Raw genomic sequence first — 21,640 nt, 5'->3', positions numbered from 1 at the left:
CCGGCCGCTCCCGCGACAAGGAATGCTGGAAGGGACACGCGATGCCAGGGACGTCGACACTCTTCGATCTGAGCGGCCGCCGCGCCTTGATCACCGGCTCGTCGCAGGGCATCGGTTTTGCCCTGGCGCGCGGGCTGGCCGGGGCCGGCGCCGAGGTCGTGCTGAACGGGCGCGACGTCGGCAGGCTGGAAGCTGCGGCCGACGCGCTGCGGGAAGAGGGGCACGCGCCGCTGACGCTGCCCTTCGATGTGACGGATCACGAAGCGGTCCGCGACGCCATCGACGGCATGGAGCAGGCGACCGGCGCCATCGACATCCTGGTGAACAATGCCGGGATGCAGCACCGCGCGCCGCTGGAGGATTTCCCGCCCGACCGGTTCGAGGCGCTGCTGCAGACCAACATCGCCAGCGTCTACCACGCGGGCCAGGCGGCGGCGCGGCACATGATCGGGCGCGGGCGCGGCTGGATCGTCAATATCGCCAGCGTGCAGACGGCGCTCGCCCGCCCCGGTATCGCGCCCTACACGGCCACCAAGGGCGCGGTCGCCAACCTGACCAAGGGGATGGCGACCGACTGGGCGCGGCACGGGCTGACCTGCAACGCCATCGCGCCGGGCTATTTCGACACGCCGCTGAACGCGGCGCTGGTGAACGACCCGGAGTTCTGCGGCTGGTTGGAAAAGCGCACGCCCGCCGGCCGGTGGGGGCGGGTCGAAGAACTGGTCGGCGCATGCGTGTTCCTGTGCTCGGATGCGGCGAGCTTCGTGAACGGGCAGGTGCTGTTCGTGGACGGCGGGATTACCGCCTCGCTGTGAGCCCGGGGGCCGCCCGGCCGCGAGGGGCCGGGCGCTCTCCGATCAGCCGGCCGCGGGGGCGGTCGAGGCGGCCCGTCCCCCCGTGGCCCAGTTGGCCGCCTTCGCGCCCATCTCGCGGAACTTGCCCGACACGTCGTCCAGCTTGGCGGCCCAGCCCGGATCGGGCGTCTGGCCGTCGGTGATCCTGGCATAGGCTTGCAGCAGGCAGGCGATGGCGAAGGGCTCGATCAGCGCCGCCTTCACCGCCCAGGCGAAGAGCAGCGCAAAGACGAAGCCGCCCGCCGACCACGCGCCGGGGATCATCCAGACCACGGCGGCCGCCGGCGCCAGCATCACCAGGAAGACGACGAAGGACAGGATGTAGGAGGCCAGCGCGATCCACGCGGCGTTCACCAGCATCGGCTTGGCGTTCTGCGCGTAGAGCACCAGCGCGTCGCGCCCGCCGGCCCAGGGATTGTCGCTGCCGGTGCGGATCAGGTGGCCGAGGATGACCTCGTCCAGCAGTCCCACCGCGACCTTCAGGAACGCCCGCACCACCCGCATCAGCCCGTCGAGTCCGGGGATCGGCAGGATCGAGGCAAGCCCGTGGACCAGCCCCAGCACCGCCCGCAGCACGCCCTTCACGATCTGGTCCAGGGCGAACAGCGCGTTGGCCTGACCGAAGCGTTCCTTCACCACGGCCTGCGCATGCTCGATCTGGCCGCGCCCCTCGGGCAGGGGGCGGCCGTCGAGATATTCCACCATGACCGCGATATGCCCGGCCTTGACCATGTAGAGGATGTATTCGCGCAGAAAGTAGATCACGGCCGCCGTCGCGCCGAAGCCGATGACGCCGCCCCACATCGTGGTCGTGGCCTGGAAGTCGGTGTCGCCGAAGGCGCCCACGCCCCAGCCGAGCCCGGCACCGGTGCCGGTGACCAGCACATAGGCCACGGCGATGCCGAAATAGACGGCCATGCGGAAGATCACGAACGGCGCGGTCTTGCGCATCACCGCCATGGATGTCGAGAACGAAAAGTCTGCCACAGGAAAAGTCCCCTCTCTTGAATGCGGTCCAGCCTGCATGAGTCGGGCCTGGCTGTGAAGCGGTTCAATCGTCAGAACAGGACCGCGAGCAGCGCCGAGAGGGTGAAGAACGACGCCGTCGTTGCCAGCAGCATCGCGATGGAGGCGATGCCGCCATGCCCGTAGGGCTGCGCCAGGACCGTGTAGATAGCCACCATCGGCATCGCGGCCGAGAGGATCACGGCCGCCGTCAGGTCCGCCGGCAGGCCCAGCCCGAGTGCCGGGATCAGGAGCGTCGCCAGCGCCACCATCGCCGGATGCAGCGCCAGCTTGCCGATGGCGATCTGCACCGCCAGCGCGCGGTTGCCCCGAAGCGACAGGCCGTACAGCGAGCCACCGATCACCACCAGCGCGATCGCGCTGGCCGACGTGGCGAGGATCTCCAGCAGGCGCGTCAGCGGCGCCGGGACCGGCAGCTGCAGAAGCGACACGACCAGCCCCAGCAGCAGGCCGATGACGAAGGGCTTCGACAGGACCTGCCACAGGATGCGGCCGAGGACCGCCAACAGACCCCGACCCTGCTGCGGGCGCGAGAACTCCAGCAGTGCGAGCCCGATGGGCAGGATCAGGAAATTCTCGACGAGGAAATTCAGCGCCAGGACCTGCCCCGCCCGCTCCGGCAGGGCGAGCAGCATGATCGGATAGCCGATATAGGCGGAATTGGGCATTGAGACGCCCAGCACGGCAATGGCCCGCCGCGCCCGGCCGGTGCCCAGCGCCGAGAGCGCGGCATAGGTCAGGGCCATCGTCGCCAGCCCGCCTGCCGCGATGGCCGTCAGATAGCCGGGGTGCAGGATGTCGCCCAGCTCTCGCGTCGCCACGGCGTTGAACAGCAGCGCGGGGAAGGCGATGTTCAGCACGTACCTGCCAAACACCCGCATGTCGGCGGGAGAGAACAGCCCGCGCGCCGTGACCGCATAGCCGATGGCGATGGCTCCGAAGATCGGCGCGGTGATCCCCAGAACCTGCAGCATGTCAGCCCGCGTCGGGGCCGATGGCGCCCCGCACGCCGCCGGTCTGCGCCCGATCCAGCAGCAAGTGGTCGAGCAGCACGCAGGCCATCATCGCCTCGCCCACCGGCACGGCACGGATGCCGACACAGGGGTCGTGGCGGCCCTTGGTGACGATCTCGGTCTCCTGCCCCTGCTTGTCGATGGTGCGGCGCGGCGTCAGGATCGAACTGGTGGGCTTCACCGCGAAACGCACGACGATGTCCTGGCCGGTGGAGATGCCGCCCAGGATGCCGCCCGCGTGGTTCGAGTTGAACCGGGGCCGGCCGTCATTGCCCATGTAGATCTCGTCGGCGTTGGCCTCGCCCGTCAGGCCCGCCGCTTCCATGCCCTCGCCGATCTCCACGCCCTTCACCGCGTTGATCGACATCATCGCCGCGGCCAGCTCGGTGTCGAGCTTGGCGTAGACCGGGGCGCCGAGGCAGGGCGGCATGCCCTGCGCGACCACCTCGATGGCGGCGCCGACGGACGAGCCGGACTTGCGCAGCTCGCCCAGGTAATCGGCCCAGTCCTTCGCCGCCTGCGCATCGGGCACCCAGAACGGATTCCGCTCGATCTCCTCGGCGTCGAAGGCGGCGCGGTCGATCTGCTTCTCGCCCATCCGCACCATGTAGCCGGTGATCGCGCAGCCCGGCACCAGCGCGCGCAACGCCTCGCGCGCGACACCGCCGGCAGCCACCCGCGCGGCGGTTTCGCGGGCCGACGACCGGCCGCCGCCGCGATAGTCGCGGATGCCGTATTTCTGCCAGTAGGTGATGTCGGCATGCCCGGGGCGGAACTTCTCGGCGATGTCGCCGTAATCCTTCGACCGCTGGTCGGTGTTGCGGATCATCAGCTGGATCGGCGTGCCGGTGGTCATGCCCTCGAAGACGCCGGAGAGGATCTCCACCTCGTCGGCCTCGCGCCGCTGGGTCGTGAATTTCGACTGCCCCGGTTTGCGGCGGTCGAGCCAGCGCTGCAGCATCGACGCATCCAGCGGCACCCCGGGCGGGCAGCCGTCGATCGTCGCGCCCAGCGCGGGGCCGTGGCTTTCGCCCCAGGTCGTGACCCGGAACAGGTGTCCGAACGTGTTGAAGCTCATGGGCCGTCCCTCCGCGGCAGCGGTGTAGAGCGGGAGCCGGCCGGATGGAAGGGGCTCCGCGCCTCAGGCGGGATCCTCGGCATAGCCGCCGCGCGGCCGGCGCAGGCCAAGCGCGACGAAGGGAACGATCACGGCAAGCGCGATCGCCGCGGCCTCGAAGGTGACACGGTAGCCGAAGCTGTCGATCAGCGGCTGGCTGACGAGGGGCGAGATGAACTGCCCCAGGAAGATCGAGGTGGTGATCGCCCCGCTCACCGTCCCCCGCCGATGCGCCGGCGCCACGTCCAGCGCGATGGCGATGAAATTCGGAATGGCAAGGCCCAGCCCCGCGCCGACCAGAAGCGCCGCGCCGAAGAAGAGCGGCACGGTCGTCGCCGAGTGCAGCACCCAGAACCCCGCCCCCATGACGGCAAATCCCGTGGCCGGCGTCCCGCCGCGCCCCAGCCGCCGCCGGATCCACCCGAAGAACAGCGAGACGGTCCCCGCCGCCAGCACGACGCAGGCCATCACCGCGCCGCTGGTCGACGGGTCTGCGTGCCCCGTATCGGCCAGGAAATAGGGGATCTGCGTCGGCATCACGTAGAACAGGATGAAGGTCAGACCCGACAGGAAGATCACAAAGGCCAGGATCAGGAACCAGCCCTGGCTGCCGTCGCCTTCGGGCATCGCGCCGCCGGAGGGCGCCGCGCCGCCGCGGCTGTCGGGCAGGGTCCTGGACAGGAACGGCAGGTAGAGAAGCGCCACGGCGTAGAGCGCGAAGGGCAGCAGCGCCCAGATGCCCGCCAGCCAGCCGGCCAGCGCGATGAACAGGAAGCCGCCGAAATTCACCGCCGCCATCTGGTAGCCCATGAAGCGGCCGCGCTGTTCGGGGTTGAAGATGTCGCCCAGCAGCGCCGCCTGCGACGTCATCACCGCCGCGACCGCCAGCCCGAGGATCAGCCGGCTGGCCAGGATGGCATAGAGGTCGCCCAGCCACAGCCCGGCGCTGCCCGCAACGGCGAACAGAGCCACGCCGGCCAGCAGCTGGCGCTTGCGGCCGAACCGGTCGGCGGCGATGCCCGCGAAAGGCGCGGCGATGGCGATCAGCAGCGCGGGCGCGGTCACCAGAAGACGGGTCAAGAGCCCGGCATTCGGCGTGTCGGCGAAGGCCGCCTCGATCCCCGGCAGGGACGGGCTGATCGTCGCGTTCGACATGATGGTCAGCGAGGCCGCCAGCAACAGCGCGATCGCGCGGGGGTCGCGGAGGATATCCATCGGGCCGTCCCTTGTTCGCGGGTGGAGGCAACGCGGTCTGGGCGCGATGCCAAGGCGGTTCATGTAAGCGGGTCGCGCGGTCTGTCCAACTCCGCACCGCGGGTCGCGCGACCCCGAAGGCCGCGGGCGGCGCGATGATCCGATGCGGCGTTCAGTGCGACCGTCATAAACATGATGATTGCATGCTTTTGCTGCGCAATTCAACCGCGCCCCTGACCTGCGCCTATGGGCGTCTCGATGCGGCGCCCTTGCCGGGGGCGGGGCCGCGCGCTAGGGTCTCGACCACCTCGGGGTGCCCCGGACAGGGGCTGAGATGCGACATGCGAACCCGTCGAACCTGAACCGGTTAACACCGGCGGAGGGAAGGTTGGATGACCTCCAGACTGACCCGATCCGTCGCAAAGGAGGACATCATGAGACTTCCCGTCATGACAGCCGGCCTGCTGGCTCTGGCCGCGCCCGCGATGGCACAGGACCAGCCGGTGCTGCGCGTACTGACCTATGACAGCTTCGTCACCGACTGGGGCCCCGGCCCGCAGATCGAGGAGGCGTTCGAGGCGACCTGCGGCTGCGACCTGCAGCTGGTCGGCGCGGGCGACGGGGCCGCTCTGCTGGCGCGGGCGAAGCTGGAAGGCGAACGCAGCGAGGCCGACGTGATCCTGGGGCTCGATACCAACCTGACGGCCGATGCCGCCGAGACCGGCCTGTTCGCGCCGCATGGCATCGACCCGTCGGGGCTGGACCTGCCCATCGCATGGGACGACCCGCTATTCGTGCCCTATGACTGGGGCTATTTCGCCTTCGTCCACGACACCGCGCTGGAGGACGTTCCCGGCAGCCTCGCCGAGCTGGCCGAAAGCGACGTGAGCGTCATCATCCAGGATCCGCGCACCTCGACGCCGGGTCTGGGCCTTCTGATGTGGGCCGAGGCCGTGTTCGGCGCCGAGTCCGAAGCCTGGTGGCAGGCGATGGCCGACAACATCCTGACGGTGACGAAGGGCTGGTCGGAGGCCTACGGCCTGTTCCTCGACGGCGAGGCGGACATGGTGCTGAGCTACACCACGTCGCCGGCCTATCACCTGATCTCGGAGGACGACCCGACGAAGGCCGCCGCGGCGTTTTCCGAGGGGCATTATTTGCAGGTCGAGGTCGCGGGGAAACTGGCCGCCTCGGATCAGCCGGAGCTGGCCGACGACTTCCTTGAATTCATGCTGAGCGACGCATTCCAGAGCATCATTCCGACGACCAACTGGATGTACCCCGCCAAGGTGCCGGAAGAGGGCCTGCCGGAAGGGTTCGACACGTTGATCGAGCCGGAGGATGCGCTGCTCTACCCGGCCGAGGAAGCGGATGAGGCGCGGGAGGATGCGCTGGCGAAATGGCTGGCCGCATTGGCCCGGTAGCCCGGGTCGCGGGCGGCGCCGCGGCGGTCCTCGTCGCGGCGCTGACGCTGGGCACACTGGTGGCGGTGGCGATGCGCGCGGAGGACGCGCCGCAGCTGGGGCCGGCGGACTTCGCGGCGATCCGGTTCACCATGTTGCAGGCCACGCTGTCGGCGCTGTTCAGCGTGGCGCTGGCGATCCCGGTCGCACGGGCGCTGGCCCGGCGGTCGTTCCCGGGGCGCGGGCTGCTGGTGACGCTGCTGGGGGCGCCGTTCATCCTGCCCGTCATCGTGGCGGTGCTGGGACTTCTGGCGGTGTTCGGGCGGAACGGGCTGATCTCGCAGGGGCTGATGCTCCTGGGCTTCGAGCCGGTGCATATCTACGGCCTGCATGGCGTGGTTCTGGCGCATGTCTTCTTCAACCTGCCGCTGGCGACGCGGCTGATCCTGCAGGGCTGGCTGGCGATCCCGGCAGAGCGGTTCCGGCTGGCCGCCTCGCTGGGCCTGTCGCCGCGCGACGTGGCGCGCACGCTGGAATGGCCGATGCTGCGGGCCGTCCTGCCCGGCGCGGCGCTGGTGATCTTCCTGATCTGCACGACGAGCTTCGCCGTGGCCCTGGCGTTAGGCGGCGGGCCGCGCGGCACCACGGTGGAGCTGGCGATCTACCAGGCGTTCCGGTTCGAGTTCGACCTGGGCAGCGCGGCGCTCTTGTCGCTGATCCAGTTCGCGATCTGCGCCACCGCCGCGCTGGCCGTCTGGTGGGTCGACCTGCCGGCCGGGTTCGGCGGCGGGCTGGGGCGCGTCACCGAGCGCTGGGCGATCTCCGGGCCGGGCCTGCGGGCGCTGGATGCGCTGGCCATCGGCCTTGCGGCGCTGTTCCTGCTGACCCCGCTGGCGATGATCGTGGCCGAAGGCATTCCCCGGCTGGCGGACCTGCCGGCCTCGGTGATCTCGGCGACGGGGCGGTCCTTTGCCGTGGCGCTGTCCGCGGCCGTGCTGACGATCGTGCTGGCGCTGTCGCTGGCCACGCTCGCGCTGGGCACGCGCGGCTGGAAGACCGGCGCGGTGGAGGCGCTGGCGGTCCTGTCCATCGCGGTGTCGCCGCTGGTCATCGGCACGGGGCTGTTCCTTGTCATCTACCCGTTCGCCGACCCGATCTCGCTCGCGCTGCCGATCACCGCGCTGGTCAACGCGCTGATGAGCCTGCCCTTCGCCTACCGCGCGCTGGCCCCGGCGCTGGCCGAGGCCGAGACGGTTCACGGACGGCTGGCGGACAGCCTGGGGATGCGCGGCTGGGCGCGGCTCAAGCACCTGATCCTGCCGCGGCTGATGCGGCCCCTGGGCTTTGCGGCGGGGCTTGCGGCGGCGCTGTCGATGGGCGACCTGGGTGTCATCGCGCTGTTCGCGAACCCCGAGCAGGCGACGCTGCCGATGGAGATGTATGGTCTGATGGCCAGTTTCCGGATGGAACAGGCCTCCTCGGCGGCCCTGCTGCTGCTGGTCTGTTCGATGGGGCTGTTCTGGGTGTTCGACCGCGGGGGGCGTGTGCGTGCTGCAACTTGAGGGCCTGAAGGTCGATTTGGGCGCGTTCGTGCTGCGCGCGGATCTGTCCGTGGCACCCGGCACGCGCGCGGCCGTGGTCGGGCCGTCGGGCGCCGGCAAGTCCACGCTTCTCAGCGTGGTCGCCGGGTTCCTGGCGCCGGCCGAGGGCCGCGTGCTGTGGGACGGGCGCGATCTGTCCGGGCAGGAGCCGGGGAAGCGCCCGCTGTCGATCGTGTTCCAGGACAACAACCTGTTTCCGCACCTGTCCGTCGCCGACAATGTCGGGCTGGGCCTGTCGCCGTCGCTGCGGCTGTCGAAGGACGACCGCGCGCGCGTCGCGCAAAGCCTGGAGCGCGTGGGGCTGCATGGGATGGAGCGGCGCCGGCCGGCGGAACTCTCCGGCGGCCAGCTCAGCCGCGTGGCGCTGGCGCGTGTGCTTCTGCGGTCGCGGCCGCTGATGCTGCTGGACGAGCCATTCGCGGCGCTCGGTCCCGCGATGCGCGGCGAGATGCTGGAGCTGGTGCAGGACGTGGCGGCGGAAACCGGCGCGACGGTGCTGATGGTCACCCACGACCCCCGCGACGCAAGGCGGCTGGGGGGACAGACGATCCTGGTCGCCGAGGGCGTCGCGCGGCCGCCGGTCGCGACGGAGGCGCTGTTCGCGGATCCGCCCGCGGTGCTGCGCGACTATCTCGGCCCGGACTGAGCCGGAGCCATGACGCAAAAAGGCCCGCCAGGGGGCGGGCCTTTCGCGTGTGCTGTCGGCCGGGGTCACTCGGCCGGCGTCTCCTTGGCCTTCTTCTTGATCGGCGCCCAGAGCGACTTGTTCGTCAGGTAGAGCAGCGAGGTGAGCACGATCAGGAAGATCACGCCGGCGAACCCGGCATGCCGGCGCTCCATCATCTTCGGTTCGGCGGCCCACATCAGGAAGGCCGCCACGTCCTTGGCTTCCTGTTCGATGGTGGCCTCGGTGCCGTCCTCGTAGTCGACGTCGTCGCCGTAGAGCGGCGGCGCCATCGAGATCCAGCCGCCCGGGAAGGCGGTGTTCTCGTACAGGATCGTCCCGGCCTGCTGCTGCTCTTCGCCGGTATAGCCGGTCAGGATCGACGCGATGTATTCGGGCCCGCCCATGCCCTTGAACAGCTGGTTCAGGCCCAGACCGTAGGGTCCGTGAAAGCCGGCCCGCCCTTTCGCCATCAGCGACAGATCCGGTGCGCCGGCGCTTTCCACGGCCGGGAAATTGTCGGTCGGCTTGGCCGCGCGCCACTCTTCGAGCTCCGGGTCGTAGACCTCGACATACTGGTCGGCATAGGCGCGGACCTGATCCTCGGGCAGGCCCGGGCCGCTCTCGCTGCCGAGCGTGCGGATCGGCACATAGCGCAGACCGTGGCAGCTGGAGCAGACCATGGTGTAGACCTTCAGGCCGCGCTGCAGCTGCAGCTGGTCATAGGTGCCGAACGGACCCTCGAAGGAGAACGAGAAATCCTCGACATGGCCTTCCTCGGCGGCCGACGCGCCCCCAGCTGCCAGCGCAAGGGCGGCGGCGGCGGACAGAGTGAGTTTCCTGATCATATCCCGTGTTCCTTTCCCGCTCATTCCGCCGGATCGACGACAGTATGGGTGCCGCCGGTGTGCGAGGCGTGGGCCTTGAAGTCCTCCTCGATCGTGGCGGGCTGGGCCTGCGGCTTCTCGATCACCCCCAGAAGCGGAAGGATGATCAGGAAATACGCGAACCAGTAGGCCGACCCGATCAGCGAGATCGTCGAATAGGGCGGCTCGGCCGGCTGCGCGCCGCACCACATCAGCACGACGAAGTCGATGGCCAGCAGCCAGAACCACCACTTGAACATCGGACGATACCGGCCGGAGCGGACCGAGGACGTGTCGAGCCACGGCGCCAGCGCCATCACGATGATCGCGCCGAACATCGCGAGCACGCCGAAGAACTTGGCGTCGACGATGCCGCCGGTGATCCAGTTGGCGAACATCACGACCCAGACGTCAGAGGTGAAGGCGCGCAGGATCGCGTAGAACGGCAGGAAGTACCATTCCGGCACGATGTGCGACGGCGTCACCAGCGGGTTCGCCTCGATGTAGTTGTCGGGGTGGCCCAGGTAGTTGGGCATGAAGCCGACGATGGCGAAGAACACCACGAGGATCAGCGCCAGGGCGAACAGATCCTTGATCACGAAATAGGGCCAGAACGGCAGCGTGTCCTTCTCGGCCTCGGCCTTGGAGGTGCGGCGCACCTCGATCCCGGTGGGGTTGTTGTTGCCTGTCGTGTGGAACGCCCAGACATGCACGATCACCAGCCCCGCGATGACGAACGGCAACAGGTAGTGCAGCGAGAAGAAGCGGTTCAGCGTGGCATTGTCCACCGCCGGCCCGCCCAGCAGCCAGGTCTGGATCGACTCGCCCACGAACGGGATCGCGCCGAACAGGCCGGTGATGACCGTGGCCCCCCAGAACGACATCTGGCCCCAGGGCAGCACGTAGCCCATGAAGGCGGTGCCCATCATGCACAGGTAGATCAGCATGCCGATGATCCACGTCACCTCGCGCGGGGCCTTGTAGGAGCCGTAGTAGAGGCCGCGGAAGATGTGGATGTAGACGGCGAAGAAGAACAGCGACGCGCCGTTCATGTGCAGATAGCGCAGCATGTAGCCGCCGTTCACGTTGCGCATGATGTGCTCGATGCTGGCGAAGGCCATGTCGACATGCGGCGTGTAGTGCATCGCCAGGACGATGCCGGTGACGATCTGCAGCACCAGGCAGAAGGCCAGGACGATGCCCCAGATCCACCACCAGTTCAGGTTCTTCGGCGTGGGGATCATCAGGGTGTCGTAGAGCAGGCCGACGACGTTCAGCCGGCGGTGCAGCCACTTTTCGAAGCCGCCCTTGGGCTCGTAGTGGTCGTGGGGAATTCCGGACATGTGGTTCCTCCCTTAGCCCAGCACGATCGTTTCTTCGCCGTCGAAGGCGGCGACCGGCACGGGCAGGTTTTCTGGCGCGGGGCCGCGGCGGATGCGGCCGGCGGCGTCGTAATGCGAGCCGTGGCAGGGGCAGAACCACCCGCCGAAATCGCCGGCGCCGTCGCCCAGCGGCACACAGCCCAGATGGGTGCAGACGCCCATCATCACCAGCCACCGCTCTTCGCCGTCCAGCGCGCGGTTCTGGTCCGTCGCGGGCGCTTCGCCGTCGATATTCTCGTTGCGCGCGATCGGGTCCGGCAGGTCGCTGACGTCGACCGAGCGGGCCTGCTCGATCTCGTCCTGGGTGCGGTGGCGGATGAAGACCGGCTTGCCCAGCCATTTCACCGTCAGCTGGGTGCCTTCGGACACGCCGGAGATGTCGACGCGGATCGAGCTGAGCGCCTGCACGTCGGCGGACGGGTTCATCTGGTTGACGAGCGGCCAAACGGCGGCGCCGACGGTCACTGCACCGGCGCCGGCTGTCGCGTAGTACAGAAAGTCGCGGCGCGTGCCTTCGTGGTCTTCTGCGTGGGACACGAGCGTTTCTCCATTTCCCGGCCGGCGCTGCGGCCGCATGATCCGAAAGGGCGCGGGAATCCCGCACCTTTTTTGCACCGCTGTAATATTCGCGTAACCATGGCGGGTAAAGCGCGCTTTGGCCGATCATTGGGGCGCATTGTCGCGGTGCCATGCCGATTTTCGGATCGGCGGGTCAAATCTGCGACAGCGCGCACACATCCGGGCATGTTTCGCTCGGGCGGGGTTTGAAAATCGCCCGCGGAAAGCGCAAGTATGCCCGTGATCGACGCCCCGCGACGGGCTGAAGGAGTTGAGAGTGTTATGAAAGTCATTCCGGGTATCATCGGTGCGGTCCTGCTCGCGGCCGGGCTGGCCGCTCCCGCGGCGGCCGAGACCGAGTTGAGCTTCTACACCGGGATCCAGGGTGCGCCGCACAGCGGCGTCTCGGGCAACGACCCGGGCGGCGTCGGCGCGTTCGATTTCACCGCCGGCTGGGAAGGCCGGTCGTTCGAGATGCCGCCCTATTACGGCGTGCGCGCGACCTGGTGGACGAACTTCAATCCGCAGCTCGGCTTCGGCCTCGATTTCTCGCACAACAAGGTCTACGCCGACGACGCGACGCTGGCGGCGAACGGCTTCGACCGGCTGGAATTCACCGACGGGCTGAACACCGTGACGGCGAATGTCTGGTGGCGCTGGCCCGATGCGTGGATGAACGGCCGGGTGACGCCCTATATCGGGGCCGGCGCGGGCCTGGCGATTCCGCATGTCGATGTGGCGACGTCGGGCGGCACCACCTTCGAATACCAGGTGACCGGTGGCGCGGTGCAGGCCGTCGCGGGCGTGAAGTACGAGCTGAACGAGAACTGGGGGATCTTCGGCGAGTACAAGGGCACCTACTCGCAGAACTCGGCCGACCTGTCGAATGGCGGGACGCTGGACACCAACATCGTGACCAACGCGATCAACGTGGGCGTCTCCTTCAGCTTCTGACGGTTCGCCGCCGGCTCAGGCCGACGGAACCGTCGCCGCCATGCTGTCGCGCTGTCCGAACGCCTCGAACCATTCGGCGAGGGCCGTGCGCCCCTTGCGCCAGTCGCGGTCCGGAAGGCGGAAGTCGAGGTATCCCAGCGCGCAGCCCACGGCGATCTGTCCCATGTCCAGCCGGCCGGCCAGATGGCCCATCCAGCGCGACTCGAGCGCGTCCAGCGCGCGGGCGATCTTGTCCCACTGCGCGTCGACCCAGGCGGGATAGCGAAGCGCTTCGGGGCGCGAGCGTCCCTCATAGATCATCAGCACCGCGGCATCCATGATCCCGTCCGCCGTCGCCTCCAGCGTCAGAACCTCCCAGATGCGCCCCTCGGGATACAGCCCGCCCTCGCCGCGCGCGTCGAGATAGCGGCAGATCACCCGGCTGTCGTAGAGCGCGGGGCCGTCGTCGCGCACAAGGCAGGGAATCTTGCCCAACGGGTTTTCCGCCAGCGGCATCCGGTCCGGCGCCAGCGGGTGCCCCACGGCATAGGTCGTCTCCACCTCGTCCAGCTGGCCGGTTTCGCGCAATAGCACCTGCACCTTGCGGCAGAACGGCGAAGCGGGGTTATCGAAGAGTTGCATCATGCCGGTTCCCTCCCGCGTCGGACACTAGGCGGGCGGGCAGCGGCTGTCCATCGCGGAGCGGTGCATTGCAGGCCGGACGCGCCGGGCGCCGGCGGTCCTATTCCTGTATCGACTCCAGGTACAGCGCGACCGACAGGATGCGCCCGCGGGTTTCCAGCGCGGTGCCTCGGTCGCCGGGCTCTCCGCCGCCGATCTCCGCCGTGAAAATGTCGCCATAGGTCGGCATCGGCCCGCCATGGCCGCGCAGACCGGTCCGTCCGTCGATGATGTGGATCACCTCCAGCATCGGGAACGCGCCGTCATTGTTCTCGGCCAGCCGGGTCAGGTCCGGAACGGTGGCGTTGAGGATCTCGGACATCGGCCCATCGCCGCGGCCGCTCGGGCCGTGACAGGTGGCGCAGTACTGAACGTACAGCTCTGCACCGGCATCGCTGTCCTGGGCCCGCGCCGCGGACATCCCGCCCGCCACGATCGCCGCCAGCAGCGGCGCAACGAATGTCATGCGCATCTTCATCTCCCTTCCTTGCGGCCCTTGCATCCACCGCCCTCGGGGCGACAGGCCATGACGCCGACGAGCCTGCACCGCGCGGCTTCAGCCCCGCGTCCCGGCGCCATCGGTCATCATGGCCGCCAGCGCCGCCGTTTCGCTGCCGATGCCGGTCCGGCCCATCGCGTCCGCCGCGGAGAGGCGGGCATCGTCGGGCTTGTTCTGGCTCAGCTTCCAGGTGCCGTCCACCGAGTCCACATGCAGAACGAACGGTACGACCATCCGCATCATGCGGGCCAGGGTGTCCTGAGGCATCTTCGCGCTCCGCCAGGGCGGTTTCGGCGTCAGCCGCGCCTCGAAATGCGCCGACAGCCGGTCGAGCATCGGCCGCAACTCCGCCTCCGGCCGCCGTTCCAGCCGACCGCGCAGGTGAACCGCGATGTAGTTCCAGGTCGGCACCTGGTCGGCGATGCCGTACCAGTCGGGCGAGACGTATCCGTCCGGGCCTTGCACGGACAGAACCGCCCCGGCGCTCTCGCCGCACGCCGCGACGATCGGGTTGGAGCGGACGAGATGCAGCTCGGCCGACGCGCCGTCCTCCGACAGCAGGAACGGCACATGCGACAGCAGCGGGGCCGGGTCGCCGTTCACGGCCAAGGTGCCAAACCCGCGATCCCGCGCGACCGCGACGTTCCGGTCCCTGGATTCCGTCCGAAAGGCAGGATTCGGATGCATCAGCCCGCGGCCAGCCGCTTGCCGTCATGGCCGGAGATGCGGGCCGCCACGATCTGGCCTTCCGGCTGCGGCTGGGTGAAGGTCACCTCGGCGAACTGCGCCGTCCGGCCCATCTGCGGGTTTTCCATCAGCACCGCGTGCTCGCGTCCCACCTGCGCCGCAAGGTGCCGCGCGACGGCCGCGGCGCCGGCCGCCCGCAGACGCGCCGCCCGGTCCTTGACGGCCCGCCCGTCCACCTGCGGCATCCGCGCGGCGGGTGTGCCGGGGCGCGGCGAATAGGGAAAGACGTGCAACCAGGTCAGGTCGCATTCCTCCACCAGCCGCAGCGAGTTCTCGAACATCGCCTCGGTCTCGGTCGGGAAGCCCGCGATGATGTCGGCGCCAAAAGTCATCTCGGGCCGCAGCCGCCGCGCCTCGGCGCAGAAGCGGATGGCGTCGTCGCGCAGGTGCCGCCGTTTCATCCGCTTCAGGATCAGGTCGTCGCCGGCCTGCAACGACAGGTGCAGATGCGGCATCAGCCGCTCTTCCTCGGCGATGGCGCGCATCAGGTTGTCGTCGGCCTCGATCGAGTCGATCGACGAGATGCGCAGCCGCGGTAGCTCCGGCACCAGCTTCAGCACCCGCATCACCAGGTCGCCCAGCCGCGGCTTGCCCGGCAGGTCCTGCCCCCAGGAGGTCAGATCGACCCCGGTCAGCACCACCTCGTTATAGCCGCGCGCCGCCAGACGCCGGATCTGGTCCACCACCACACCCGCAGGCACCGACCGGGAGTTTCCGCGCCCATAGGGAATGATGCAGAACGTGCAGCGATGGTCACAGCCGTTCTGGATCTGCACATAGGCCCGCGACCGCGTGCCGAAGCCGTCGATCAGATGCCCGGCGGTCTCGGTGACCGACATGATGTCGTCCACCTGCACCGGCTCGGTCTGCCCCACGAGATCGGGGGTCAGCCCCTTCCAGGTCTCCGGCCGCATCTTCTCGGCATTGCCGATGACGTGGTCGACCTCGTCCATCGCGGCAAATCCATCGGGGTCGGTCTGTGCCGCGCAGCCCGTGACGATGACGCGCGCGCCGGGGTTCTCCCGCCGCAGCCGCCGGATTTCCTGCCGCGCCTTGCGCACCGCTTCCTGGGTCACCGCGCAGGTATTTACCACGACGGCATCCTCGACCCCGTGCGCGGCGGCGAGGTCCTTCATCGCCTCCGTCTCGTAGGCGTTCAGCCGGCAGCCCAGCGTCGTGAATTTCGGCGCGGCGCGATCCATCACAGCGCCTCCAGGAAGGAGGCTGTCAGGGTGCCGGAGAACACATGCGCCGTCGGGCCGGTCATCCAGACCCCGTCGTCGCGCCAGTCGATCTGCAGGTCGCCGCCGTCAAGCGTGACGGTCACGCGCCGGCCGGTCAGCCCGCGCCGCGCCGCCGCCACCGCCGCCGCGCAGGAGGAGGAGCCGGAGGCCAGCGTGATGCCCGCGCCGCGCTCCCACACCCGCATCCGCAGGTGGTCGGGCGCGGCGAGATGCACGAACTGCACGTTCGTCCGCTCCGGATAGAACGGATGGCGTTCGACCTCGGGCCCCCGCACCGCCAGGTCGACCGCCTCGGCATCTGCGACGAAGAACGTGCAATGTGGGTTCCCCATGCCGGTCGCGACGGGATCGCCGGGGATCGCAAGGTGCAGCGTGTCCATCTCCGCCGACAGCGGGATCTCCGCCCAGCCGGTCAGCGGCACCCCCATGTTGACGCTGGTCAGGCCGTCCCCGGCATCCGCGCAGTCCAGGAACCCGCGTTCGGTATGAAGGGTAAGCCGGTCGCGCCCGGCCTCGTCCATCAGGAAGCGCGCGACGCAGCGCGTGGCATTGCCGCAGGCGCCGGCGAGGGAGCCGTCGGCATTGTAGAAGGTCAGGCGCGCGTCGGCCTCTGCGTCGTCGTCGATCACGGCGAGCTGGTCGAAGCCGACCCCCCGGTGCCGGTCCCCCAAGGCCCGGGCCAGCGCCTCGGACACGGCCGGCCCGCCTCCGCGGCGGTCCACCACCACGAAGTCGTTGCCCAGCCCGTGCATCTTCATGAAAGCCAGCGAGGATTGTCCGCCCTGATCGCGCATGGCCGGGCATATATCGTCGCGGTCCGTGCGAATCCATAGCCGGATTCGCGACGCGGCCGTTTTAGGCCTTGACCGGGTTGGGCGGTTTTTCTACGTAGGCGCCTCGAGTGGGCCGTTAGCTCAGTTGGTAGAGCAACTGACTTTTAATCAGTGGGTCGCAGGTTCGAATCCTGCACGGCTCACCACTGAAATCAAAGACTTAGATGGTCGCCGCGAAAGCCCGGGCTGGTTTTGGGCGCGTCTCGGGTGTGCGTCCAAGGGCCGCTTCCGAGAATGGGCGTTTCGGCCAAGCCGGTCCGCACCCATTTCCGGCCCGGGTCCGCCTTCCGAATTCTTTCGCGTGGCTCTCGCGCGTCTCTTCGCGCTCGGCCACATGCCCCGGCGGACTGTGCCGCCAGGCGCGCGGTATCCTAGGCGAGGGGCTCGTCGCGTTCGTCTGTGTCCGGCTTCTTCCGCGAGGCCCTGACGATCGAGTAGACGATCGACAGAAGCAGGATCAGGTCGATGGCGAGGATCGTGGCGCAGATCGGTCTCTCGAAGAAGATCCCCAGGCCGTCCCGCGAGATCAGCAGCGACCGGCGCAGATTCGCCTCCATAATGCCGCCCAGGATCATGCCGATGATCAGCGGCGCCAGCGGATAGCCGGCCCGGCGCATCACGTAGCCCACAATGCCGAAGGTCAGCATCACCCAGAGGTCGAAGACCGAGTTCTGCAGCGAATAGGTGCCGAGCGTCGACAGCAGCAGGACGGCCGGCAGCAGCCACGCCTTGCGCAGCTTCAGCACGGAGCCGAACAGCGGCGCGAGGAGAACGCCGAGCACGAGCAGCAGGAGATTCGCCATGATGTAGGCGATGAAGATTCCGCCCGCGACTTCGGGGTTGTCCCGGAACAGGTCCGGGCCGGGGAAGAACCCGAGCAGGATCAGCGCCCCCATCAAGACGGCGGTCGAGGCGTCCCCGGGAATGCCGAGCGACAGGGTCGGGATAAGCGCGCCGCCGCAGCAGCCGTTATTGGCCGCCTCGGTCGCGACGACGCCGCCCTCGGCACCCTCGCCGTATTTTTCTTCGGCGCGCGCGAACCGCTTGGCGGTCGCATAGGAGATGAAGGCGCTGACATCGCCGCCCGCCCCGGGAATGGCGCCGAAGAACGTCCCGATCATCGACGAGCGCAGAAGGTTGAACTTGTGCGCGATGACGAGGCGCAGGGCGCGGAAGGAGACCCGCAAGCGCTGGACGGTCGGCTTTGCAAGAAAGTTGCCCGCCTCCAGCTGATAGAAGATCTCCGAGAGCGCGAAGAGGCCGACGACCACCGCCACGAGATGCGGTCCGCTGGACAGCCGGAAGTCCCCGAAGGTGAAGCGGTAGGCGTTGGTGAACTCGTCGGTCCCGACCATCGAGAGGAAAAGGCCGAGCCCCCGGCGAGCAACCCCTTCAGGGCCGACCCTTCCGATACGAGCGCGATCGTCAGCACGCCCAGAACGGCCATCGCGAAGTATTCCGGCGGCGCAAAGCGCAGCGCGAACGCGGCGAGCATCGGCGAGAAGAAGACGAGCATCAGGCCCGCAAAGAGGCCGCCGAGCGCCGAGGAGGTCATGGCCAGCCCGACCGCATCCTGCGCGCGGCCCTTCTGCGCCATGGGAAACCCGTCGAACAGCGTCGCGGCCGCGAGCGGCGTGCCCGGTATCCTAAGCAGGATCGACGAGATGGACCCGCCCGCGGATCCGCCGATATAGACCGCGATCAGCATGCCCATGGCGGAGATCGGCGGCAGGTGAAAGGCCAGCGGCAGCAAGAGCACGATGCCCATCAGCGGGCCGAGGCCGGGCAGCACGCCAATGGCGAGCCCTCCGGCAATGCCGAGAGCGACCAGCAGCAGCGTCTGCAGGTTGAAGAATAAGGGCAGCCCTTCTTGCAGGAGTTCCAGCATGCAGACCCGTCAGTTGAAAACCGTGATGTTGAACAGACCGACCGGCAGCACGACGTTCAAAAGCCCCTCGAAGACGAAGGACGCCGCGAGCCACAGGGCGAGACTGCCCAGAACGGCGCGAAAGAGGCCCAGGCCGAGGGCGCGTGTCATGACGATCAGGAGGACCGGCGTCGCAAGGTGGAAGCCGGAATACGGAAGCACCACCAGGTAGCCGACGAACAGCGCCGCCAGGGCGAGGCCGAGCCGGGTGCCGGCCTCGGCCTCGACGGCCGACTGCCCCTGCACGCGACCGAGCAGCAGGCGTATGCCGTGAACGGCGACGGCCACGCCCATCAGCCCCGCGATCACCCGCGGGTAGAACGCGGCATTGTCGAGCGGCCCGCCCGAGGCCGCGCCCTGCTCGGCGAGCGACGTGGCGGAGCGCCAGAAGATCACGACGGGAACTGAGGCAAAAAAGAACCACGCGATCCAGTCGAACGCGTGCGTACGGAACCTCGACATGGTTGTCTCCGGGAACGGGGAGGGCGGCGTGCCGGCCGCCCTCCGGACCCTTGGTTACTGCGTTTCCTGGAGCTTTTCCTTTTCCCAGGCGATCGCGTCGATCCCCGATTTGAGATCGGACGCCACCGGCGCGACGATCTCCTCGTACTGGTCGGGCCCGTATCCCAGCGGGACATAGCCCATGTCGAGCAGCCGCTGGTTCACCTCGTCCCGCGCAAGCGCCGCGCCCATCGCCTCGCGCAGCTTGGCGACCACATCGTCCGGGGTTTCCTTGCGGACCAGCCACCAGTTCCAGCCCATCGGCGCAAGTCCGGTCATGCCGAGTTCGATGCCGAAATCCTGTACGCGCGGCGCGCCGTCATAGGTTTCGGACGCACCTTCGAGTTCGGACAGGACGGCCAGCACCCGGACGTCATCCTTGTTGGCGGCGTAGACGCCGGGATTGATCACCATGAAGTCCAGCACGCCGCCGCGCAGATCCTTGATGGCGTTGTCGATTTCCGGATACGGCACAACCTGCCCGACGACGTCGGAGGTCTGCATGACCTTGGCCGCGACCATGTGCGGCAGGGCGTCGGCCACGCCCGGCGAATAGCGCAGGTCGCCCGGGTTTTCCTTCATGTAGTCCACGAGGGCCGGAAAATCGGGGAACCGGTCGTCGCCCTCACGGACCACGATCGCGAAGCTGTTCGAGGTGGCCGACCAGAGCGGCGTGAAGTCCTCGTAGGTCCAGTCGGCATTGTCGAACATCGGCTGCAGGACGAGCGGCGCGACATATCCGTCGAAGATCGTGTAGCCGTCCGCCGGCTTGTCCAGCGCGGTGCGGAACGCCTTGGTGCCGGCCGCACCCGGCGTCGAGACGACGGAGATGTTGACGCCCAGCTCTTCGCCCATGGCGTCGGCGATCACCTGGCTTGCCGCCATGGTCGCGCCCGGCCCCCACGGATAGATGTTCTCGATATTGCGCTCTGGAAATTCAGCCTGCGCGCTGTTGGCCAGCAGCATCGCCGCCGCCGTCAGTCCCAGCAATCGTCTCATCGCTTCCTCCCTGTGTTGTCTGCGAATTGAGGTCGTACCAGCGGTAGACTTCCGCCGGCGTGTCGTGGATGCGGAGTTCCCGCTCCATATGGCCGTAAAGGCTTGCGGAGATGCGCGTGTCCTCGATCGGCGATTGCTGGCGCGGATCGGCGTCGAGGTCGAACAGCCGCGTTCCGAGATCGCCGAAACCGAGGCCGTCATTGTTCGGCACGCGCTTGGCATCGCGGGTCGCGTCTATGCCAAGCACGGGGACGCCCTTGGTGAAGTCGAACGGCGGCACCAGGCGCGACGTCCGCAACTCCTCCACCGTGAAGGGCGCGGTCATGTGCGCGGGCGCCAGCGTGTATTCCACCAGCCCGTCGCGGGTTATGTCGGGCGGGTAGTGGTACAGCACGTGATGTCCGTCGGTCACGCCGATCGGACCCGAGAAGACCCCGAAGACCGCCGCGTCCCTGACGGGGGTGTCTTCGGCGAGCGCCGAAAAGATGCTGTGCCCGGTCACCTCGTCGGGAACCGGAAGGCCGTACATCTCCAGGAAGGTCGGCATCCGATCCATCGTCTGGGTCAGGTGCCCGCGGCGGCTTCCGGCATGCTCGGCGTGGTCCGGGTGATGGACGATCAGCGGAATGTGCGAGACTTCCTCGTAGTAGGGCATGCGGCACTTGCCCCACCAGTCGTGCTCGGAGAGCAGGAAGCCGTGGTCCGTGGACAGAACGATGCAGGTGTCCTTCCACATGTCGTGCCGGTCCAGATAGTCGATCAGCTTGCCGAAATAGGCATCGCACATGGCGACGAGCGCGGCATAGTTGGCGCGGATCTCGGCGATCTCCTCGTCGCTCTCGACGACCCGCTCGTAATGCGGCCAGTCGAGGATGCGCCCGGCATAGCCGGTGTCGTAGGCGGCCTTGAAACGCTCCGGCGCGTGGAAGGGCTCGTGCGGATCGAAACATTCCAGCATCAGGAACCAGTTGTCGGCCTGCCGGTTGCGGTCGAGGAAATCGAACGCCGAGGCGAAGCAGCGCGGCCCGGGGAAATCCTCCTCGGCCCCCATCGTCTCGCGGTTGATGGTGTGCTGCATGCGCTTGTCGCGGCCGCTCACGGAATAGTGGCGTTCGTCGTATTTCGCGCGGATGCGGTCGACGGGCGGTTCCACCATCGCCACCCAGGGATCGTATTCCTGGCCGCGGATGAAATCGTAGCTGTTGAACCGGGTATGAAACCCGTGCCCGCCATCCTCGAAGTAATGCAGGTGATCGGACACGAGATGCGTGTAGATACCGTTCTGTTTCATCAGCTCGGCAAACGAGTTGTCGAACGGCTCCAGCGGCCCCCATGACCGGTGCGTGAAGTTCAGCCGGCCGGCATGCATGTCGCGCCGCGCCGGCATGCAGGGCAGAGACCCGACATAATGGCGGTCGAAGGTGACCGCGCGGGCCGCGAACCGGTCGAAATTCGGAGTCGCCACCGCCTGGCCGCCATAGGCGCCCATCGCGCTGCGATTCAGCGAGTCGAACAGAACGAAAATCGTGCGCATTGCACCTCCCTCAGGGAACACTGGCTCAGCCAGTCAATGAATGATAATGAGAAGATGTCCCTGC

20 protein-coding genes, 1 tRNA gene, 1 pseudogene and 1 riboswitch are annotated in these 21,640 nt (G+C 68.2%); of the genes and pseudogenes, 6 read left to right on the top strand and 16 right to left on the bottom strand.

Annotation, left to right across the window (positions count from 1 at the left end; all coding sequences use genetic code 11):
- Positions 1–41 precede the first annotated feature (41 nt).
- Positions 42–815 carry an SDR family oxidoreductase gene (locus P1J78_RS01500; RefSeq protein ID WP_275565539.1) on the top strand — a complete coding sequence of 258 codons (774 nt, stop codon included), beginning with the start codon at positions 42–44 and terminating at the stop codon, positions 813–815.
- A gap of 42 nt (positions 816–857) precedes the next feature.
- Here the strand turns inward: P1J78_RS01500 and P1J78_RS01495 are convergent, their stop codons facing one another.
- The 4 genes from P1J78_RS01495 to P1J78_RS01480 all read right to left on the bottom strand — a co-directional run bounded on the left by P1J78_RS01495 (position 858) and on the right by P1J78_RS01480 (position 5,225).
- Positions 858–1,841 carry a hypothetical protein gene (locus tag P1J78_RS01495; RefSeq protein ID WP_275565538.1) on the bottom strand — a complete coding sequence of 328 codons (984 nt, stop codon included), beginning with the start codon at positions 1,839–1,841 and terminating at the stop codon, positions 858–860.
- A 71-nt stretch (positions 1,842–1,912) separates the two neighbouring features.
- Positions 1,913–2,854, bottom strand: coding sequence for an AEC family transporter (locus tag P1J78_RS01490; RefSeq protein WP_275565537.1), 942 nt, complete (start codon positions 2,852–2,854; stop codon positions 1,913–1,915).
- Between the two features lies 1 nt (position 2,855).
- Complete coding sequence (gene aroC / locus P1J78_RS01485) at positions 2,856–3,971, bottom strand: chorismate synthase (protein WP_275565536.1); 1,116 nt, start codon at positions 3,969–3,971, stop codon at positions 2,856–2,858.
- Between the two features lie 63 nt (positions 3,972–4,034).
- On the bottom strand, positions 4,035–5,225 hold the full coding sequence (locus tag P1J78_RS01480) for an MFS transporter (protein ID WP_275565535.1): 1,191 nt from the start codon (positions 5,223–5,225) through the stop codon (positions 4,035–4,037).
- Positions 5,226–5,503: 278 nt separating this feature from the next.
- A riboswitch (TPP riboswitch) is annotated at positions 5,504–5,606 on the top strand.
- Positions 5,607–5,638: 32 nt separating this feature from the next.
- Here P1J78_RS01480 and thiB point away from each other — a divergent pair.
- The 3 genes from thiB to P1J78_RS01465 are packed head-to-tail and all read left to right on the top strand — an operon-like array spanning position 5,639 to position 8,854.
- Entirely contained in the window at positions 5,639–6,628 is a 990-nt protein-coding gene (gene thiB, locus P1J78_RS01475) for a thiamine ABC transporter substrate binding subunit (RefSeq protein ID WP_275565534.1), read from the top strand.
- Positions 6,604–8,169 carry a thiamine/thiamine pyrophosphate ABC transporter permease ThiP gene (locus tag P1J78_RS01470; protein ID WP_275565533.1) on the top strand — a complete coding sequence of 522 codons (1,566 nt, stop codon included), beginning with the start codon at positions 6,604–6,606 and terminating at the stop codon, positions 8,167–8,169. The genes thiB and P1J78_RS01470 overlap by 25 nt, the downstream gene beginning before the upstream one ends.
- Positions 8,156–8,854, top strand: coding sequence for a thiamine ABC transporter ATP-binding protein (locus P1J78_RS01465; protein ID WP_275565532.1), 699 nt, complete (start codon positions 8,156–8,158; stop codon positions 8,852–8,854). Before P1J78_RS01470 ends, P1J78_RS01465 begins: the two co-directional genes overlap by 14 nt.
- Positions 8,855–8,919: 65 nt before the next feature.
- On the opposite strand, the gene P1J78_RS01460 is transcribed toward P1J78_RS01465, so the two are convergent.
- Genes P1J78_RS01460 through petA form a run of 3 tightly spaced genes read right to left on the bottom strand, consistent with a single transcriptional unit; the run spans position 8,920 to position 11,657 of the window.
- On the bottom strand, positions 8,920–9,720 hold the full coding sequence (locus P1J78_RS01460) for a cytochrome c1 (RefSeq protein ID WP_275565531.1): 801 nt from the start codon (positions 9,718–9,720) through the stop codon (positions 8,920–8,922).
- 20 nt (positions 9,721–9,740) lie between these two features.
- Positions 9,741–11,081 (bottom strand): cytochrome b, encoded by a 1,341-nt coding sequence (gene petB, locus P1J78_RS01455; protein ID WP_275565530.1) that lies wholly within the window; start codon positions 11,079–11,081, stop codon positions 9,741–9,743.
- Between the two features lie 12 nt (positions 11,082–11,093).
- Complete coding sequence (gene petA / locus P1J78_RS01450) at positions 11,094–11,657, bottom strand: ubiquinol-cytochrome c reductase iron-sulfur subunit (protein WP_275565529.1); 564 nt, start codon at positions 11,655–11,657, stop codon at positions 11,094–11,096.
- Between the two features lie 303 nt (positions 11,658–11,960).
- Between petA and P1J78_RS01445 the strand changes: the two genes are divergently transcribed.
- The gene (locus P1J78_RS01445) at positions 11,961–12,632 is read left to right on the top strand and encodes an outer membrane protein (RefSeq protein ID WP_275565528.1); all 672 of its coding nucleotides are present in this window, start codon (positions 11,961–11,963) and stop codon (positions 12,630–12,632) included.
- A gap of 15 nt (positions 12,633–12,647) precedes the next feature.
- On the opposite strand, the gene P1J78_RS01440 is transcribed toward P1J78_RS01445, so the two are convergent.
- The 5 genes from P1J78_RS01440 to dapF form a co-directional block, all read right to left on the bottom strand.
- Entirely contained in the window at positions 12,648–13,253 is a 606-nt protein-coding gene (locus P1J78_RS01440; RefSeq protein ID WP_275565527.1) for a glutathione S-transferase, read from the bottom strand.
- 100 nt (positions 13,254–13,353) lie between these two features.
- Positions 13,354–13,764 (bottom strand): c-type cytochrome, encoded by a 411-nt coding sequence (locus P1J78_RS01435; protein ID WP_275565526.1) that lies wholly within the window; start codon positions 13,762–13,764, stop codon positions 13,354–13,356.
- A gap of 84 nt (positions 13,765–13,848) precedes the next feature.
- Positions 13,849–14,478: an FMN-binding negative transcriptional regulator gene (locus P1J78_RS01430; RefSeq protein WP_275565525.1), complete on the bottom strand. Its 630-nt coding sequence runs from the start codon at positions 14,476–14,478 to the stop codon at positions 13,849–13,851.
- Complete coding sequence (gene mtaB, locus P1J78_RS01425) at positions 14,478–15,740, bottom strand: tRNA (N(6)-L-threonylcarbamoyladenosine(37)-C(2))-methylthiotransferase MtaB (RefSeq protein WP_275565524.1); 1,263 nt, start codon at positions 15,738–15,740, stop codon at positions 14,478–14,480. The genes P1J78_RS01430 and mtaB overlap by 1 nt, the downstream gene beginning before the upstream one ends.
- Entirely contained in the window at positions 15,740–16,576 is an 837-nt protein-coding gene (gene dapF / locus P1J78_RS01420) for a diaminopimelate epimerase (RefSeq protein WP_275565523.1), read from the bottom strand. Before dapF ends, mtaB begins: the two co-directional genes overlap by 1 nt.
- 109 nt (positions 16,577–16,685) lie before the next feature.
- Here dapF and P1J78_RS01415 point away from each other — a divergent pair.
- Positions 16,686–16,761: transfer RNA gene (locus P1J78_RS01415), tRNA-Lys, on the top strand.
- Between the two features lie 225 nt (positions 16,762–16,986).
- Here P1J78_RS01415 and P1J78_RS01410 read toward each other — a convergent pair.
- From P1J78_RS01410 to P1J78_RS01395, 4 genes and pseudogenes are all read right to left on the bottom strand, one after another.
- Positions 16,987–18,503: pseudogene (locus P1J78_RS01410) on the bottom strand (tripartite tricarboxylate transporter permease).
- Positions 18,504–18,512: 9 nt separating this feature from the next.
- Positions 18,513–19,004 (bottom strand): tripartite tricarboxylate transporter TctB family protein, encoded by a 492-nt coding sequence (locus P1J78_RS01405; protein WP_275565522.1) that lies wholly within the window; start codon positions 19,002–19,004, stop codon positions 18,513–18,515.
- 54 nt (positions 19,005–19,058) lie between these two features.
- Entirely contained in the window at positions 19,059–20,042 is a 984-nt protein-coding gene (locus tag P1J78_RS01400; RefSeq protein WP_275565521.1) for a Bug family tripartite tricarboxylate transporter substrate binding protein, read from the bottom strand.
- Positions 19,981–21,576 carry a sulfatase gene (locus P1J78_RS01395; RefSeq protein ID WP_275565520.1) on the bottom strand — a complete coding sequence of 532 codons (1,596 nt, stop codon included), beginning with the start codon at positions 21,574–21,576 and terminating at the stop codon, positions 19,981–19,983. Before P1J78_RS01395 ends, P1J78_RS01400 begins: the two co-directional genes overlap by 62 nt.
- Positions 21,577–21,640: the final 64 nt, after the last annotated feature.

Origin of the sequence: Psychromarinibacter sediminicola, from assembly GCF_029168335.1 — a bacterium.
Lineage (GTDB): Bacteria > Pseudomonadota > Alphaproteobacteria > Rhodobacterales > Rhodobacteraceae > Psychromarinibacter > Psychromarinibacter sediminicola.
Note: the sequence above shows the minus strand (reverse complement) of the source record. Positions and strands in the feature narration are given on the sequence as shown.